At 73.9% G+C, this 15639-nt stretch carries 12 protein-coding genes; 8 read left to right on the forward strand and 4 right to left on the reverse strand.

What is annotated here, in order from left to right:
• Positions 1 to 12: 12 nt before the first annotated feature.
• Both WA788_RS03610 and WA788_RS03615 read right to left on the reverse strand, forming a co-directional pair.
• Entirely contained in the window at positions 13 to 1788 is a 1776-nt protein-coding gene (locus WA788_RS03610; protein ID WP_443033964.1) for a sensor histidine kinase, read from the reverse strand.
• Positions 1785 to 2594 carry a response regulator transcription factor gene (locus WA788_RS03615; protein ID WP_335971506.1) on the reverse strand — a complete coding sequence of 270 codons (810 nt, stop codon included), beginning with the start codon at positions 2592 to 2594 and terminating at the stop codon, positions 1785 to 1787. The genes WA788_RS03610 and WA788_RS03615 overlap by 4 nt, the downstream gene beginning before the upstream one ends.
• 242 nt (positions 2595 to 2836) lie before the next feature.
• On the opposite strand from WA788_RS03615, the gene WA788_RS03620 reads away from it, so the two are divergent.
• The 3 genes from WA788_RS03620 to hemC are packed head-to-tail and all read left to right on the forward strand — an operon-like array spanning position 2837 to position 6187.
• Positions 2837 to 3706 carry a class I SAM-dependent methyltransferase gene (locus WA788_RS03620; protein ID WP_335971507.1) on the forward strand — a complete coding sequence of 290 codons (870 nt, stop codon included), beginning with the start codon at positions 2837 to 2839 and terminating at the stop codon, positions 3704 to 3706.
• A complete protein-coding gene (locus tag WA788_RS03625) occupies positions 3703 to 5166 on the forward strand; it encodes a hypothetical protein (RefSeq protein WP_335971509.1) in 1464 nt (487 codons plus the stop codon). Before WA788_RS03620 ends, WA788_RS03625 begins: the two co-directional genes overlap by 4 nt.
• Before the next feature lie 58 nt (positions 5167 to 5224).
• Complete coding sequence (hemC, locus tag WA788_RS03630; RefSeq protein WP_335971511.1) at positions 5225 to 6187, forward strand: hydroxymethylbilane synthase; 963 nt, start codon at positions 5225 to 5227, stop codon at positions 6185 to 6187.
• Between the two features lie 27 nt (positions 6188 to 6214).
• Here the strand turns inward: hemC and WA788_RS03635 are convergent, their stop codons facing one another.
• Together WA788_RS03635 and WA788_RS03640 are read right to left on the reverse strand one after the other, a co-directional pair.
• Positions 6215 to 7369 carry a COG1470 family protein gene (locus WA788_RS03635; RefSeq protein WP_335971513.1) on the reverse strand — a complete coding sequence of 385 codons (1155 nt, stop codon included), beginning with the start codon at positions 7367 to 7369 and terminating at the stop codon, positions 6215 to 6217.
• A 110-nt stretch (positions 7370 to 7479) separates the two neighbouring features.
• Positions 7480 to 9885: a polysaccharide lyase 8 family protein gene (locus tag WA788_RS03640; protein ID WP_335971515.1), complete on the reverse strand. Its 2406-nt coding sequence runs from the start codon at positions 9883 to 9885 to the stop codon at positions 7480 to 7482.
• A gap of 180 nt (positions 9886 to 10065) precedes the next feature.
• Here WA788_RS03640 and WA788_RS03645 point away from each other — a divergent pair, with 180 nt between their 5' ends.
• The 5 genes from WA788_RS03645 (at position 10066) to WA788_RS03665 (ending at position 15591) form a co-directional block, all read left to right on the forward strand.
• Positions 10066 to 11142, forward strand: a complete 1077-nt coding sequence (locus tag WA788_RS03645; protein WP_335971517.1) for a LacI family DNA-binding transcriptional regulator — start codon at positions 10066 to 10068, stop codon at positions 11140 to 11142.
• Positions 11143 to 11246: 104 nt separating this feature from the next.
• On the forward strand, positions 11247 to 12566 hold the full coding sequence (locus WA788_RS03650; RefSeq protein WP_335971519.1) for an ABC transporter substrate-binding protein: 1320 nt from the start codon (positions 11247 to 11249) through the stop codon (positions 12564 to 12566).
• Between the two features lie 12 nt (positions 12567 to 12578).
• Entirely contained in the window at positions 12579 to 13520 is a 942-nt protein-coding gene (locus WA788_RS03655) for a carbohydrate ABC transporter permease (RefSeq protein ID WP_335971520.1), read from the forward strand.
• Positions 13517 to 14428: a carbohydrate ABC transporter permease gene (locus WA788_RS03660; RefSeq protein ID WP_443033965.1), complete on the forward strand. Its 912-nt coding sequence runs from the start codon at positions 13517 to 13519 to the stop codon at positions 14426 to 14428. The genes WA788_RS03655 and WA788_RS03660 overlap by 4 nt, the downstream gene beginning before the upstream one ends.
• A 116-nt stretch (positions 14429 to 14544) precedes the next feature.
• Entirely contained in the window at positions 14545 to 15591 is a 1047-nt protein-coding gene (locus tag WA788_RS03665) for a hydroxyacid dehydrogenase (protein ID WP_443033966.1), read from the forward strand.
• Positions 15592 to 15639 lie beyond the last annotated feature (48 nt).

The raw sequence follows: 15639 nt of genomic DNA on the forward strand, positions 1-15639 counted from the left end.
GCTGAGGGCCACCTATGAGTCTGTTGGTGCAGGTGAGGCAGTTGTGACATGCGTCACCCCGGTGCCGGCCCGGGCCGGCAGCAGGACCGTGAAGACGGTGCGGCCCGGCACGGACGCCACGTCCACGCTGCCGCCGTGCGCGGCGACCACCGAGTGCACGATGGCCAGGCCCAGGCCGGTGCTGCCGGCCCCGCGGGAGCGGGAGGCGTCGCCGCGGGCGAACCGCTCGAAGACGTGCCGGCGCAGCTTCTCGGGGATGCCGGGGCCGTCGTCCTCGATCTGGAGCAGCACGTGCGCCGGGCGGCGCGCGACCGAGTCGGCCGGCCGGCAGCGCACCCGGGCGGTGACGGTCGTGCCGGGCGGGGTGTGGTTGCGGGCGTTGGCGAGCAGGTTGGCGAGCACCTGTTGCAGGCGCGGCGCGTCGCCGTACACGGTGGCCGGCTCGTCGGGCAGCTCCAGCCGCCAGATGTGGTCGCGGCCGGCCGCGCGGGCGTCGCTGACCGCGTCCACCACCAGCGGGGACAGGTCGGTGTCGGTCCGGTCGACCGGGCGGCCCGCGTCGAGCCGGGCCAGCAGCAGCAGGTCCTCCACGAGCGTGGTCATCCGGGCCGCCTCGGACTCGATCCGGCCCAGTGCGTGCTTGGTGTCGGGGCCGACCGGCTCCTGGCCGCGGCGGGTCAGCTCGGCGTAGCCGCGGATGGAGGCGAGCGGGGTGCGCAGCTCGTGGCTGGCGTCGGCGACGAACCGCCGGACCCGGGTCTCGCTCTCCTGCCGGGCGTGCAGCGCGGAGCCGACATGCCCGAGCATCCGGTTGAGGGCGGCGCCGACCTGCCCGAACTCGGTGCGCGGGTCGGTGTCGGAGTCCGGCACCCGGCTCAGCGGGGCCACCTCGCCGCGGTGCAGCGGCAGTTCGGCGACGCGGGTGGCCGTGGCGGCGACCCGGCGCAGCGGTTGCAGGGCGATCCGCATCAGGGCGGCGCCCGCGAGGCCGGCGGCGACGAGCCCGGCGGCGGTGACAGAGACCTCCACCCACAGCAGGGTGGACAGGGTGTCCTCGGTGCCCGCGGTGCTCAGGCCGACCAGGATGGTGCTGCCGTCGGAGGCGGCGGCGGCCGACTCGACGCGGTACTGGCCCAGGCCCGGGACGGTGATGCTGTGCGGCTTGCCGTCGCGCGGCACGTCGGCGAAGGCCGCGGCCTGTTTGGCGGTGAGGTCGTCGGCGACGAGCTGGCCGGTGGAGGGGCTGGTGGCGCTGACGGCGGCCTCGGTGACGGCGCCGGTGGAGCTGACGGTCGCGGCGACCGTCTCGCCGGGTTGGCCGCCGCCGGCGAGGAAGACGAAGGAGATGCTGCGGGGCAGGTCGGCGGCGCCGGTGCCGGTCGGGCCCAGCGTGCTCTGGCTGCCGGGGACGTTCTGGCCGGGCCCGGACTGGTCCGGGCGCGGGCCGTCGGCGCGCGCCGCCGTGTCGTGCACCTTCGCGTCGAGCTGGCCGTACAGGAAGTCGTGCAGCGCGAATATCGTGACCGCGCCGATCACCGCGCAGACGACGGCGACCAGGGCCACGCAGGAGGCGACCAGCCGGCGGCGCAGGGACCAGCGGCGCGGCGCCCAGCGCCTGGCGCGCGGCGGGGTGCGGGGGGGCGGGGGCGCGGGTGTGGCACCGCCCGGGGCACGGCGGTGGCCGGGGCCGGGTCCGGTGCGGGGGTCCGCGCCGGCCGCGCCGGGGCCCGGTCCGGCCGGCGCGGCCGGGCCGTGGGGGTGCGCCGTGGTCGGGGCGGGCCGGGTCACACCGGCTCGCCTGGCTTGATCAGGTAGCCGGCGCCGCGCCGGGTGTGGATCATCGGGGCGCGGCCGGCGTCGATCTTGCGGCGCAGGTAGGAGATGTACAGCTCGACCACGTTGGCCTGGCCGCCGAAGTCGTAGGACCAGACCCGGTCCAGGATCTGGGCCTTGCTCAGCACCCGGCGCGGGTTGCGCATGAGGTAGCGCAGCAGCTCGAACTCGGTCGCGGTGAGGTGGATGTTGTCGCCGCCGCGGCTGACCTCGTGGCTGTCCTCGTTCAGGACGAGGTCGCCGACGGCGAGCACGGACTCGTTGCGTACGGCGGCGGCGCCCGAGCGGCGCAGCAGCCCGCGCAGGCGGGCGACGACCTCCTCCAGGCTGAACGGCTTGGTCACGTAGTCGTCGCCGCCCGCGGTGAGGCCGGCGATCCGGTCCTCGACCGCGTCCTTCGCGGTCAGGAACAGCACGGGCACGTCCGGGGTCTGGCGGCGCAGCCGGGCCAGCACCTCCAGCCCGTCCATGTCGGGGAGCATCACGTCGAGCACCACCGCGTCGGGGCGGTTCTCGCGGGCCGAACGCAGCGCGCTCGCGCCGTCGCCCTCGGTACGCACCTGCCAGCCCTCGTAGCGCAGGGCCATGGAGAGCAGGTCGGCCAGGGGCGCCTCGTCGTCGACGACGAGGACCCGGACCGGGGAGCCGTCCGGGCGGGCGAGGTCGCCGGCGGCGGCTGCGCCGGGCGTGGTGTGGGCGGTATGGGTCGCGGAGGCGGCGGCCTGGGTGGAGCGGGTGGCCGCCGAAGAAGTGGAAGGCATACGGACACCCTGTGCACGGGCTATGAGAGCAGCCTTAATCCGTTTCTGTGAAAATTCTGAGAATCGGGCCCGCAACATGAAGCCTGGATCAAGGCGGGAGCCGGGGCCCGCCGCCCCCGCCCCCTGGCGTCCGCGCCACCCGCACCCTTGCGTCCGCCCCACCCGGCGATGGTACGAAGGAGCGAAGTCGGCTGCCGCACAAGCACGCTGACGCCACGTCACGATCGGGGGCAGGTCGCACCATGCAGGGTGGAGTCGGACTGACGGCGTATCTCGTCAACGAGTCGCGGGCCCGGCGGCCCGACCTCGCCGAGGACGGCCTGGCGGCCGCCTGGATTCCCGAGGCGCAGCGCCCGGACGTCAAGGCGCTGTGGCAGGAGTTCTCCGACGCCGTCTACCCGCACGACGACCTGGTGGTCGCGCTGCGCGGCCGCTTCATCGCCGACACCCTCGCCGAGGCGCTGCGCGCCGACCCGGACACCGTGCTGGTGGTGTGCGGCGCGGGCTTCTCCTCCTACCCCTGGCTGCTGGGCTTCCCGGTGGCGATCGAGGTGGACCTGCCGCACATGGCGGAGGCGAAGCGGCTGCGCGCGGCGGAGCTGACCGCCGACGGGACCGTACCGGCGCGTGACGTACGGCACATCGGCGCGGACCTGGCGGTGGCGGCGGACCGCGCCGCGGTGGTCGGGCAGGTGCGGGCGGTCGCGGCCGGGCGGCCGGTCGCCTACGTCGTCGAGGGCGTCGTCTTCTACCTGTCGCCGCAGGACGCCCGCGAAGTCGTCACGCTCGGTGCCCGGTTCGGTACGACCGCGGTGACCGCGGTGAGCTACTGGCCCGCGGCCGCGGCGGGCAGCGTGGTGCTGGCCGACCAGCGCGCGTGGTTCCGCCGCAGGTCCGTCCCGGAGGAGGCCAGCCACCACACGCACGCCGAGCTGGCCGCGCTGCTGGGCGCGCCGCTGGACGACCAGGGCCCGGAGGACCTGCAACGCCGCTACCTTCAGCGGGTGGTGGTGCCCGAGGCCGCCCTCATCCCGGAGTACGTCGCCGTGTCGTGGCACACCGCGGGCGCCGGCGGCCCGCACCGGGAGCACGGTGCGGACGGCTGCCCGTGACCGCCGGGGTGCTCCACCTCCAGTGCCGCGCCTACCCGTTGCACCACCGCACCCCGGCCACCGCCCTCGACCTGTTCGCCGTGCCCGGCCACGGCGAGCTGCAACCGGTGCTCGGCAGCCTGGACTCCCTCGCCTACAACCCGGACACCACCGTCGAGCTGGACCTGACCGGCCTGATCCGCCCGGCCGTCTCGCTGCCCGGCGTGGAGGTCGTCGCCTGCCGCGCCCGCATCCTGACCGCCGGCACCGTACTGGTGGTCTACGCGCTGCGCCACGAGCAGGACCTGCGGCAGCTGGAGCTGCTCGACCTCGACGCCCTGGACGCCCGCGTCAACCGCGTCCTGCGCGAGACCGACGGCCCGATCCTCAGCGCGGTGCTGACCGCCGCGGTCAACAGCGGCCTGGTGCGCAGCATCGCGCTGCGCCCCGACCTGGCGGTGGGCGGCGCGCGCTCGCCGATCGACCGCCGCTCGGCCCGCTACAACGCGCACTACGTCTGCCAGGACCCGCCGTGGCAGCGGGACCCGCGGGTGCCCGAGGTCAGCGCGGGCCCGGACTGCCGCATCCTGCTGCCGTACACCTACGCCTGGGACCACGACCCGGCCGCGCCGCTCGCCGAACTGCTGACGATGACCGAGCCGACCGACATCGCCGTCGCCCAGCAGTCCCTGCTCGCCGGGGCGCTCATCGCCGGGCGCTGGGTGCTCGGCGACCTCGCGCACGCGCACCCCGCCAGCACCGACGTACACGCTTTCCGCCGCTTCCTCGACGGGCTGTGGGCCGACTTCCACCACCTTGACAGCTACCGCGTGGAGTCCTCCCAGGCGCACCGGGCCAGCTACCTGGCCGCGCGCCTGACGATGGGCCTGGACGACACCCAGGAGCGCGCCGACAAACTCCTGGGCTATGTGAGCAGTTCGCTGCTGGCCGCCGCCTCGGAGCGGGCCGAGGCCCTGGACACCCGGCTCAACCGGGTCGCCGCCGCACTCACCGTGGTCAGCGCGGCCTCGTTCGGCCTGGACATCGCGGTGTTCGTGCTGCCGCAGGTGTCGCTGTGGACGAAGATCGGCGTGGTGGCCGGGCTGCTCGGGATGGCGACGTCCGGGCTGGTGGCGGCGATGCTGCCGGGCGCGCTGCGCCGGTCGTTCCTGCGGCGCGGGCCGGCGGCGCTGCCGGAGCCGCCCGAAGTGCTCGGGCCGGTCGTGGCCCCGCAGGCGGCCGGTACGGGCGTGGCCGGTACGGGTACGGCCGGTACGGCGCCCGCGGGGGGAGTGGCGGGAGTGGCCGCGGCGGTGGGCGCCGCGGCCGGCGCGACCGCCCTACCCGGCGCGGCGGCGGGGCCCGTCGCAGGGCCCGTCGCAACTGCGGGGGCCGACGCGGGCGACGGCGGTGGCAGCGGTGGCGGCGACCCGGGTAACCCGGGGGTGCCGCCCCAGCGCGGCCGGCCCGCCGGACCGTAGCCCGCCCGCCGGCAGCTACCGTGGAAGGACGACGGCGCAACGAGAGGACCGCTGCCCCATGAACGCCCCGACCGTACGGCTCGGCACCCGCAGCTCGCCGATGGCGCTCGCGCAGGCCCACCTGGTGGCGGACCTGCTGCGCAAGCAGCAGCCGGACCTGACAGTCGAGTTGGTGCCCGTCACCACCGAGGCGGACCGCTGGCACGGCGACCTGTCGAAGCTCGGCGGGAAGGGCCTGTTCGTCAAGCAGATCGACGTCATGCTCCAGCGCGGCGACGTCGACCTGGCCGTGCACTGCGTCAAGGACATGCCCGGCGACACCCCGCTGCCCGACGGCCTGGCCATCGCCGCCCACCTCCCGCGCGACGACGTCCGCGACGTCCTGCTCTTCCCCGCCGGGTCGCCGCGCGCGGCCCTCGGCGACCTGCCGCACGGCGCCGTCGTGGCGACCTCGGCGGTACGCCGCGCGGCGCAGCTGAGGCGGCTGCGCCCGGATCTGGAGATCGTCCGGGTGCGCGGCGCCGTCGGCACCCGGATCGACAAGCTGGACGGCCGCACGCCGGTCGACACCGCGCCGCCGGACGCCATGGTGCTGGCCGCGTCGGGCCTGGCCCGGCTGGAGTTGACCGACCGCGGCCGCCAGGTCTTCACCGTCGACGAGATCCTGCCGGCCGTCGGCTCCGGGGCGCTCGGCCTGGAGTGCCGCGCCGACGACACCGCCACCGCCGGGCTGCTCGCCCGCCTCGACCACGCGCGGACCACGGCCGAGGTCGGCGCCGAGCGCGCGATGCTGCACGCCCTGCGCGGCCACTGCAACAGCCCCATCGCCGGGCACTGCACCACCACCGCCGACGGCCGGCTCACCCTGCGCGGCATGGTGTTCTCCGCCGACGGCGGCACCGTCGTCGACGCGCGCCGCACCGCGGCGGCGGGCGACACCCCGGCCGCTCTCGGCGCCCGTGTCGCCGCCGACCTGCTTGCCGGCGGCGCCCGCGCCGTCATCGAGGCCATCCCGCACTGAGCCGGCGGCGCGGCCGGGCCGCCCCCGCTAGGCGGCGATCACGGTCAGGCGCTGGAAGCCGGTGCCGTAGTCGATCTCCAGCAGGGCGCTGCCGTCGGTCTGCGCGGCGGGCACGGTGATCGACAAGGTGGTGGTCCAGGTGCCGCCGGGCGCCAGGGCGGGCACGTCGTAGGAGGTGTAGGACTCGGTGATGCCCTGCGGTCCGGCCACGGGCCGCATGACCGTGGCGGCGCTGGTGGCGGTCCCGTTGTTCGTGACGGTGACCGGGACGCTCGTGGTGCCGCCGCGGGTGACGACGCAGGTGTTCGGGACGGTCGCGGTCACCGACAGCGGGCCGCTGCTGCCGGTGCCGGTCAACTGGCCCATAATGTAGGCGAACTGCTCGATCCAGGGGCAGTCCGCGGCCGCCGCGGCGCTGGGCTCCCACATGACGGCGCCCGTGGTCAGCGCTTGGACCTGGCTGATCTCACTGGCCAGCAGGGTGCCGCTCATGGAGGCGCCGGTGTCGGTGAACTGGGGGCTGAGGTAGGGGTAGACGGGCTGGCCGGGCGCGAGGGCCTGGTCGTTGGCGACCGAACTCTTCAGCGTGCTGGTCCAGTTCGCGGCGGTCTGGGTGCTGCCGGTGTAGGCGCGGGGCGCGAAGAAGTCGAACAGGCCGTCCTGGTGCAGCTGCTGGGTGAGCGTGTTGTTGGCGGTCTGCCAGTCGTAGCCGTACATGCCCACCGGGGCGCCGGGTTCGGCGTCGTGCGTCCAGGGGATCAGCTCGTTCTTCCACAGGTCGAAGGCGTTGGTGGCGGCCTGGCCGGACAGCGCGGTGACCACGATGTTCTCGTAGTCCAGCACGATCGGGGCGGTGGAGTCTCCGCCGAACTCGCCGACGTACGTCCTGATGTCGTTCTCGAACGTGGCCTGGTCGGGCAGCGCGCCGCCATTGGCGTAGCAGCCGTCGGCGTCGCAGGTGAAGTGGAAGGCGTCGTAGGCGACGGTCGCGCGGACCGCGCCGTACTGCGCCAGGTCCGGCTGGCCCACCGCGCGTTCGTCGGTGTAGACGGTGAATTCCGCGGCGTGCGCGGGGGCGGCGCCGGGCAGCAGGGTGGCGCCGAGGGCGGCGGTGAGTACGAGCGCGCCGGTCAGCAGGGTGCGCAGCGCGCGGATGGGGGCGGTGTGCCCGGGGGGTCGCATGGGCCTGGTCCTCTCGTCGTGGCGTGGTGGTGCCGGGGACCCGGCCGCCGGTGCCGAACTGGCGGGCGGCCGGGGGGGCGGTGACGCGGCCGGCGGGACGGGCGGCGCCGTCAGCCGAGCCGGACGGTGGTCTGCTGGGTGGCGCCCACCAGGCCGGTGAGGTCGCCGAAGACCAGGCGCAGCGTGCGGCCGGTGGTCGCGCCGGTCAGGGAGTCCGGGCGGGCGGTGACGCGGCGGACCGGGCGGTGCCAGGTGACGGTCAGGGCCGTGGCCTGGCGCGCGGGGTCGGCGACGCAGACGGTCGCGGTGCCGTCCCGGTGCTCGCGGATCAGCACGCACGCCGGGGCGCTCGCGGTGATCGGGCCGACCGTCCCGGCGGCGAAGAAGTTGACGGCGGTCAGGCCGAGGGAGGGCACATGGATGCCCTGCTGGTCACGGCAGTTGGCGAGGATCTGCTGCCGATCGCGGTCGGCGGCCCGCGCGGCGGTCTGCGCGGCGCGCGCCCCGGGCAGGACCACGTAGGAGCAGTGGGCGTCCACCGGGTCCACGCCGTGGTCGACGTACAGGGTCAGGTAGTCGCGGGTCAGCGGCGTCGCGGACTGGCCGGTGTTGATGTCGTGCCAGGAGCCGGTGCGCGGCTCGCGTACGGCGGTGAGGGTGGCGCGCTCGGGGAAGACGTATCCGGCGACGCCCTCCACGGCGGCCCAGCGCGCGCCGGTGTACGTACGCGTGCCCTGGGTGCCCGGCTGGTGGGCCCCGTCGACGGTCAGCGCGTTGGTGCCGCCGGCGTGCAGGTTGCGGTTGTCCACGACGGTGTCGACCTCGGTGCCGTCGGCGCAGGTGATGCCCGCGTCGAGGCAGACGACCGCGTCGTCCAGGCAGAACCAGGACTTCTTCCCGGTGAGGGTGGAGAACGGGCCCTGGAGGTCCTGGCCGATGGCGGCGTACTCGCCGTCGGTGGCGCCGCCGACCCAGGCGGTGGTGGGGCGGGGCTCGGCGTACGCGCCGCCCTGGCCGTCGGCCAGCGGCAGCAGCGAGGCGGTGGTGCCGGGCAGCCGGTAGGGGTCGACGGTGGGCCAGAAGCCGTCGTCGTACTGGGTGTTGTCGCTGTCCAGGTGGAGCTGGGTCATGCCGGAGCCGGTGTGCCAGCCGCGCAGGTTCTCGTTGCCGCCGGTCTCGTAGTGGCCGATGCGGTCCGAGGCCATGCTGATCGAGGCGGCCCAGCCCTTGCGGCGGTGCACGGCCCGGTCCATGGCGGGGAAGAGGCGGTGGCCCACCGGCTCGGCGGCGGCGGGCACCGAGGAGTCGCCGAGGATGCCGTCCAGCAGCGCGATGGACGCGACCGAACCGGAGGTCAGCGGGGTCGGGGTGCGCTGCAGCCAGCCCTTGACCGTGCTGTTGAGCCGGGCCCGCAGCTGCGGGTCGGCGGCGGGGGCGAGCGTGGCGAGGGTGCGCGCGAGGGACAGGCCGTCGGCGGCGCCGGACTCCGTGGCCCGCGAGACCGCCCGGCCGCGCACCGCGTCCAGCATCAGGCCGTTGTAGACGACCGGGGCGAAGGCGTCGGTGGCGGCGAAGAAGACGTTGTCCACCTGCGGGTCGCTGATCTGCCAGGAGGTGCCGGCGAGCGCGCTCATCAGCTTGGCCACGTCGCCGAGCCAGATGGCGCCGTAGGTGCCGGTGTAGGCGATGTAGGTGTGCTGGAGGAACGACCCGTCCGCGTAGAGGCCGTCGCCGGTGGTGACGAAGGGGAGGGTGGGCGAGATGGCGGCGACCCCGGTGGTGATCTTCGACGCGTCCGCGCCGAGCGCGCCGCGGATGATCAGCACCCGGCACAGGTCGAGCCGGTTCGCGCCGGTGGACACCGACGTGCCACTGGCCTGCACGATCACCGTCGGGTCGGGCACGAAGTGGTCGATCGCCGCGCAGTAGGCGGCGATCCGCGCGTCGCCCAGGGCGGGGTACAGGAGGTTGGCGGTGTCCTGGAGGGCCTGGGGCGCGCCGATCTGCCAGTCCCACCAGTTGCCGTAGCCGTACCGCGGCAGGTCGGTGGTGTACGCCTGGGCGACGACGAAGTCCATGCCGTCCAGGACCTGTTGGCGGAGTGCGGCGTCGCCGGAGCGGGCGGTGCCCGGGGTGGCGTACGCGAGGGCGAGCGTCTGGAGCCGGGTCAGGCTCGCCGTCACGTTCGCGGAGTCGGCGCCCAGCGGCAGGTCGGTGAAGAGCCGCGTCCTGGCGGCGGTGGTGTCCAGCGCGGCCGCGACGGTCGCCGCCTGGGAGTCGAGCGCGGCCAGCGCCGCGGTGTACACGGCGTCGGCCGGGTCGATCGCGCCGCCGCTGACGAGCGCGGCCCACTGGGCGCGCACCGTGGCGTACGGGTCCGCGTCCGCCGCCGTGTCGGCGTACGCCGGGGTGCCGGCGGCGCCGGTGCCGGCGAGCGCGAGGCCGAACGCCGACGCGCCTGCTGTCAGCAGCAGGCCTCGGCGGGAGACGGTGCCGTACGGGGGACGGGAAGCCATGGGCCACCTCCGGGAGCGCGGGAATGCGACCGGTTGTAGCACCGGACCGCAGCACCCGACAATGCTTTGCGCTCGGATTCAATCGTTCACAAGCAAACGAAAGGAATCGTGCCGATGCGAGCTTGGTGCCACTAGACTGCCGCTACGCCAGGCGAAACCGCCGTCGGAGGGAGCTGCCAGATGCACGCCGAGGAACGACACCAGGCGATCCTGCGCCGGGTGCGCGAGCACGGCTCGATGCGGGTCACGGACGTGGCCGGCGATCTCGGGGTGTCGCCCGTCACCATCCGCAAGGACGTGGAGGTGCTGGCGGAACGGGGCCTGCTGGCCCGGGTGCACGGCGGCGCGATGCTCCCCGAGACCGTGGCGGAGACCGCCCCGGACACCGCGGCGCCCTCCCCCGCGCCCGGGCTGCCCCTGGTGCTGGGCATGATCGTGCCGTCCGCCAGCTACTACTACCCGGACGTGATCAAGGGGGCGCGCGAGGCGGCGGCCGCGCAGGGCGCCCGCCTGGTGCTGCGGGTCTCCGACTACGACCCCGGCGAGGAGCACGCGCAGGCCCGGCAGATGATCGACGGCGGCATCGACGGGCTGCTGATCGCGCCCTCCGGCGAGGTGGGCCGGCCCGGGGCGCCGCACTGGCACGAGGAACTGCCGGTGCCGACGATCCTGCTGGAGCGCCGCCCCGACGAGAACGCGCCGGCCGTGGAGCACGTCGTCACCGACCACGTCTACGGGGCGCGGCTGGCGGTCCGGCACCTGGTGGACATCGACCGGCAGCGGATCGCGCTGCTCATGCGGGGCAACACCCCGACGGCGCCGTGGATCGAGGAGGGGTACCGCGCGGGCCTGCGCGCCGCGGGCCTGGCGGCGCCGGAGGACGGCGGTTTCATCGACCTGGGCGGCGAGGGATACGAGGCGGTCAGCTACGACCAGCCGATGACCACGTTCCTGGACGCGGCGGCGGCCGGGCGGATCGACGCGGTCATCGTGCACCCGGAGAACGACGCGCTGGCGCTGCTCCAGCGGCTGCGCGGCCGCGGCCTGGCGGTGCCGCGGGACATCGCCGTGGTCTCCTACGACGACGAGGTCGCCGCCCTCGCCGATGTCCCGCTGACCGCGGTCGCCCCCTCCAAGCACGAAGTCGGCGTCACCGCCGTGGAGTTGCTCGTGCTGCGGGTGCGCAGCCCGCACCGCCCGCGGCGCCGGATGTTCATCCTGCCGGAGCTGCACGTCCGGGAGTCGAGCAGCGTTTAGCTTCGCTTGAGTTGCGTTTTCTGTCGATACCCATTGACAACGATCGAACGTAACCGAATGATGGCCGTCATTGTGCTTCGCCTCAGCTTCGAAGGAGCAGCGCCATGACGGCACCTACTCGTAAGACCGCTGTCGCACTCGCGGCGGCGGTCGCCTCCCTCGCCCTGTGCGCCACCGCCTGCGGCGGCTCCTCGGGCACGTCGGACAGCGCCTCCGCCGGCAAGCCGGTGCAGCTCACCTACTGGACCTGGACGAAGAACGCGCAGCAGGTCGTCGACGCGTTCAACAAGACGCACCAGGACGTCCACGTCAAGTACGTGCTGGAGGCCGGCGGCGCCCCCGGCTACGCGAAGGTGATGGCCGCGGTCAAGGCGGGCAACGGCCCGGACGTCTTCAACGTCGAGTACAGCGAGCTGCCGCAGTTCGTCAGCCAGGGCTACGTCCAGGACATCAGCTCCTACGTCGGCAGCAGCGTCACCTCGCAGTTCACGCCCGGCGCGGTCAGCCTGACGAAGCTCGGCGGGAAGAACTGGGCGGTGCCGATCGACATCGAGCCCGAGATGCTCTACTACCGCAAGGACCTCTTCGCCAAGTACCACCTGACCGTCCCCACCACCTGGGCGCAGTTCCGGTCCACCGCGCAGGCCCTGAAGAAGGCCGACCCCAAGGCGGTGCTGACGAACTTCAACACCGACGACCCCACCGTGGCCGCCCTGGCCGCACAGGCCGGCGCCCGCTGGTTCGGCACCTCCGGCGACACCTGGAAGGTCGACTTCGACGACACGGGCACCCGGAAGGTCGCCGCGTACTGGCAGGGCCTCATCGACGACCACCTGGTCAGCGCGCTGCCGTCGGTCAGCCCGTCGGTCCAGGCGAACCAGGCCGGCGGCGTGCAGGTCGCGCTGATCGACCCGCCCTACCAGGCCGCCTACAACCCCTCCACGCTGCCCAAGCAGTCCGGGGACTGGGCCGTCGCCCCGCTGCCGACCTGGGACGGCACCGCCTCCACCGGCGCGCTGGGCGGGTCCACCTCCGCGGTCAGCAAGAACAGCAAGCACGCCGCCGCGGCAGCTCAGTTCGCCACCTGGATCGCCACCGACGCCGCCGCCGTCAAGGCCCGCGTCGCGGGCGGCGCCTCCAGCGCGCTGCCGGCCGTCCCCAAGCTGGTCGACGTCGCCCAGCAGGCGTTCGACAGCTCCTACTACGGCGACCAGGACCTGTACACGGCGTTCAAGGCCGCGGCCGCCTCCCTCAAGACCGACTGGGTGTGGGGGCCGACCATGGTCAGCACCACCAGCCACCTGACCGACGGCCTGAACAAGGTCGCCGACGGCGGCACCGTCGCCGCCGCCCTGAAGTCCGCCCAGAGCAAGACCGCGGCCGACATGAAGGCCGCCGGCCTGACCGTCTCCTCGGCGAACTGAGGACCGCGGACCATGGCCGTCCCCGAACCGGCCGCCAGACCGTGGCCCGCCCGCCGGGCGCCCACGTCCCGCGGCCGCAAACGCGCCGCAGCCGCCGTGCTGCTCACCCCCTTCTTCGTCCTGTTCGCCGCCGCGATGCTCGCCCCGATCGGCTACGCGATCTGGCTCAGCCTCTTCCGGACGCACCGCTCCGGCCTCGGCTTCGGCGGCACCAGCACCGTCTTCTCCGGCCTGGCCAACTACACCTCCGTACTGGGCGACCCGGCCTTCCGCAGCGGCTTCGTCCATGTGGCGCTGTACGCGGTGCTGTTCGTCCCGGTGATGCTCGCCAGTGCCCTCGCGGTCGCGATGCTGCTGGACTCCGCGCTGGCCCGCGCCAAGCGGTTCTTCCAGCTCACGCTCTTCCTGCCGCACGTGGTGCCCGGCGTCATCGCCGCCCTGGTCTGGGCGTACCTGTACACGCCCAACATCAGCCCGGTGGTGCGGGTGCTCCAGTCGGTGGGCGTCCCGTTCAACCTGAGCAGCGTCACCACCGACCTGCCCGGCATGGCCAACATCGGCCTGTGGGAGGTGCTCGGCTACAACGTCGTCATCTTCTACGCCGCGCTCCAGGCCATCCCCGGCGAGGTCCTGGAAGCCGCCGTCGTCGACGGCGCGTCCGAGGCCAGGGTCGCCTGGAGCGTGAAACTCCCCATGATCCGCACCTCATTGGGCCTGGTCGGGCTCTTCACCGGCGTCGGGGTGCTCCAGCTCTTCAACGAGCCCTGGATGATGAGCCAGAACGGCGCCGCGGCCATCACCAGCAAGTGGGTGCCGAACATGTACACCTACACCGAGGCGTTCCAGAACGCCGACTACGGCCGGGCCGCGGCCGGTTCGCTGCTCATCGCCCTGGTCAGCGGCCTGCTGTCCTTCGCGGTCACCCGCATCTCGAACCCGTGGAGCCGCGCGTGACCACCGTCGCCGACCCCCGTACCGAGCCGGACGCCCGACCCGCCGGCCACCGCCCCGCCGCACCCCGCCGGCGCCGCCCCTGGAGCACCTCCAAGATCGCGGTCAACACCGCCCTGGTCCTGGCCGCCGCCTACACCCTCTTCCCGGCCGCCTGGATGCTGCTGGCCGCGGCCAAGACCGGCGCCGGGCTGATGGCGGGCGTCTTCAGCCTCCAGGACCTGGACCTGAGCGGGAACCTGTCCCGGCTGGTCCACCAGGACCACGGCATCTACCTGCGCTGGTGCCTGAACTCCCTGCTGTACGCGGGCGGCGGGGCGGTGCTGTGCGCACTGGTCTCGGTGGCCGCCGGCTACGCCTTCGACAAGTACGCGTTCCGCGGCAAGGAGAAGCTGTTCGCCCTGGTGCTCGTCGGCGTCCTGGTGCCCACCAGCGCCACGGCCATCCCGCTCTACCTGCTCGCCTCCAAGGTCCACCTGGTCAACACCGTCTGGGCGGTGCTGATCCCCTCGGTCGTCAACCCCTTCCTGGTCTACCTCGGCCGGGTCTTCAGCGCGGGCTACGTGCCGGACGAGGTGCTGGAGGCGGCCCGCATCGACGGGGCGGGCGAGCTGCGCATCTTCTTCTCCATCGCCCTGCCGATGCTGAGGTCGGGCTTCACCACGATGACGCTCTTCCAGTTCTCCGCGATCTGGAACGGCTTCTTCCTCGCCCTGATGATGCTCTCCAACCTCAAGCTCTACCCGGTCACGCTCGGCATCTACATCTGGTCGATGCAGGCGGCGACCGACCCGTACATGAAGCCGCTGGCGATCTGCGGGGCGGTCATCGCCGTGGTGCCGGTGGTGCTGCTCTTCCTGTGCCTCCAGCGCTACTGGCGGTCCGGTCTGACCGCGGGCGCGGTCAAGTAGCGCTCGGCGCAGCGCGGTTGGCGCGCGGCGCCCCGACCTCATGCCTTCTTCTGCTTCTTCCGCTTCTCCTTCCTTCTTCCGCCTTCTTCTGCCCCGATCTGCCGAGGAGTTCCTGTATGCCCGTCCCCCGGGTGCCGTCCACACCCGCCGCGAGCGGCCGACCACGAGCGGTACTGGCGATGGACCCGCAGTTCGCCGACGGCTTCTTCGACGACCGCGCGCGGGCCCGGTTCGCCGAGATCGCCGTGTGGGACCCGGCGCTGATCGTGCACGACCTGGACGACCGGCGGGCCGCGGCGGAACTGCGCGACGCCGAGGTGATGTTCGCCAGCTGGGGGGCGCCGGTACTGGACGAGGAGCTGCTGGCCGCCGCCCCCGCGCTCAAGGCGGTGGTCTACGCCGCCGGTTCGGTGAAGGGCCTGGTCACCGAGGCGTGCTGGCGCCGGGGCCTGACCGTCTCCAGCGGGGCGTGGGCCAACGCGCTGCCGGTCGCGGAGTACACCGTCGCCGCGATCCTCCTCGCCAACAAGCAGATCCCGCAGATCCGCGAGGAGTTCCGCAGGGTGCGCGGCACCCGCCACGCGTGGCGCCACAGCTACCCGGACATCGGCAACTACCGCCGGACCGTCGGCATCGTGGGCGCCTCGCTCATCGGCCGCCGCGTGATCGAGCTGCTGCGGCCGCACGACCTCGCCGTCGTCGTCCACGACCCCTACCTCGACCCGCAGGCGGCAGGGGAGTTGGGGGTGCGGACGGCGGCGCTGGACGAACTGTGCGCGGTCAGCGACGTGGTGAGCCTGCACGCCCCCCAACTGCCCGCCACCGAGGGCATGATCGGTGCCCGGCAGCTCGCCCTGATGCGGGACGGGGCCACCCTCGTCAACACCGCGCGCGGCGCCCTGGTCGACACCGCGGCCCTCGTCCCCGAGGTCACCCTCGGCCGCCTGAACGCCGTCCTCGACGTCACCGACCCCGACCCGCTGCCGGCCGGCTCCCCGCTGTACGACCTGCCGAACGTGACGCTCACCCCGCACGTGGCCGGGTCGATGGGCAACGAGCACTACCGGCTGGCGCACTCGGCGCTGGACGAGCTGGCCCGGTACGCCGCCGGGCGGCCCTTCCGGCACGAGGTCCGGCCGGACCGGCTCGACCGGATCGCGTGAGGGCGCCCCCCGCGCATCCGCGCACCCGGCCCCCGTACGCACACCAAG

This window comes from Streptomyces sp. CA2R106 (assembly GCF_037034245.1).
Taxonomy (GTDB): Bacteria; Actinomycetota; Actinomycetes; order Streptomycetales; family Streptomycetaceae; genus Actinacidiphila.

Excerpts from the sequence above, each read along its gene's own strand:
- WA788_RS03640 (WP_335971515.1), bottom strand. The coding sequence starts at position 9,885 with ATGGCTTCCCGTCCCCCGTACGGCACCGTCTCCCGCCGAGGCCTGCTG.
- hemC (WP_335971511.1), top strand. The coding sequence starts at position 5,225 with ATGAACGCCCCGACCGTACGGCTCGGCACCCGCAGCTCGCCGATGGCG.
- WA788_RS03650 (WP_335971519.1), top strand. The coding sequence starts at position 11,247 with ATGACGGCACCTACTCGTAAGACCGCTGTCGCACTCGCGGCGGCGGTC.
- WA788_RS03615 (WP_335971506.1), bottom strand. The coding sequence starts at position 2,594 with ATGCCTTCCACTTCTTCGGCGGCCACCCGCTCCACCCAGGCCGCCGCC.
- WA788_RS03665 (WP_443033966.1), top strand. The coding sequence starts at position 14,545 with ATGCCCGTCCCCCGGGTGCCGTCCACACCCGCCGCGAGCGGCCGACCA.
- WA788_RS03620 (WP_335971507.1), top strand. The coding sequence starts at position 2,837 with ATGCAGGGTGGAGTCGGACTGACGGCGTATCTCGTCAACGAGTCGCGG.
- WA788_RS03635 (WP_335971513.1), bottom strand. The coding sequence starts at position 7,369 with ATGCGACCCCCCGGGCACACCGCCCCCATCCGCGCGCTGCGCACCCTG.
- WA788_RS03645 (WP_335971517.1), top strand. The coding sequence starts at position 10,066 with ATGCACGCCGAGGAACGACACCAGGCGATCCTGCGCCGGGTGCGCGAG.
- WA788_RS03655 (WP_335971520.1), top strand. The coding sequence starts at position 12,579 with ATGGCCGTCCCCGAACCGGCCGCCAGACCGTGGCCCGCCCGCCGGGCG.